This window comes from Bradyrhizobium sp. P2_E8 (assembly GCF_056403875.1).
The window spans coordinates 1-1,181 of sequence record NZ_JBFUES010001522.1; the positions used below are offsets into that span (position 1 = coordinate 1).

Here is a 1,181-nt window from a genome sequence, read left to right on the forward strand (position 1 = left end):
CCGTCGCGCAGCTCGGGGCGCTTCAGGCCGTAGGCGATGTTGGCGCGGAGGAAGCCGGGCTTGGAGCCGCAATCATGGCGCTCGCCCTCGAACTCGACGCCGTAGAATTTCTGCGACCTGGCGAGGCCGATCATGGCGTCGGTGAGCTGGATCTCGCCGCCGGCGCCGCGCTCCTGGGTCTCCAGGATCTTGAAGATCTCCGGCTGCAGGATGTAGCGGCCAGTGATGGAGAGGTTGGAGGGCGCGGTGCCCTTGGCCGGCTTCTCGACCATGCCGTCGACCTCGAACATCTTGCCGCTGCGCTTGCCGACACCGCAGATGCCGTATTGATGGGTGAGATGGTCGGGCACCGCCTCGACCGCGACCAGGTTGGATTTCTCGCCGAGCGAGGATGCCATCTCGATCATCTGCTTCAGGCAGCCCGGCGTGTTGAGCACGAGCTCGTCGGGCAGCACGACCGCGAACGGCTCGTTGCCGACGATGTCGCGCGCGCACCAGACCGCGTGGCCGAGGCCGAGCGGCGCCTGCTGGCGGGTGAAGCTGACGGCGCCGGCTTCCGGCTGGTTCTGCGCCAGGATCTCCTGCTCGGCCTTCTTGCTGCGCGCAGCCAGCGTCGCGTCGAGCTCGAACATCTTGTCGAAATGATCTTCGATGACATTCTTGTTGCGGCCGGTGACGAAGATGAAGTGCTCGATGCCGGCTTCCCTCGCCTCGTCATAGACGTACTGGATCAGCGGCTTGTCGACGATGGTCAGCATTTCCTTCGGCATCGCCTTGGTGGCGGGCAGGACGCGGGTGCCGAGGCCGGCGACGGGGAATACGGCTTTGCGAATTTTCATGGGATCGATCGAATACCTGAGGACGTGAACGGAGCAATGTGATCTTGCTAGCTTGTTTGCAGCCGCTAACAAAGGCGGATGTGGGGCCTCGCCCTCACGGAGTTGAGAAAAAGGCCGACACCAAAATTTCATCTTTGTTAGGCTATTGGCAACCGCAACCGGGCCTCCTGATGGCGGATTTTTGGCCGGACAGGTGGGACATGATGCAATCAGTGGCAGGGCTGGCAAAACGTGCTGGATCCGTGACCAGCGGAGCGTTGGTTGCGGCTGCCTTGCTGCTGCCGGCTTGCGCGCAGGCCCAGGCGCAGAACGGCCTGTCGAACCTGTTCGGCGGCATTTTCT

General features: G+C 63.2%; 1 protein-coding gene and 1 pseudogene. One reads left to right on the forward strand and one right to left on the reverse strand.

Annotation, left to right across the window (positions count from 1 at the left end; translation table 11 throughout):
• The coding region (locus AC1D00_RS41985) for a UTP--glucose-1-phosphate uridylyltransferase (RefSeq protein ID WP_477014757.1) at nt 1–839 on the reverse strand (839 nt) is incomplete at its 3' end.
• Between the two features lie 38 nt (nt 840–877).
• Between AC1D00_RS41985 and AC1D00_RS41990 the strand changes: the two are divergent.
• A pseudogene (locus AC1D00_RS41990) lies at nt 878–1,181 on the forward strand (lytic murein transglycosylase); the annotation flags it as partial.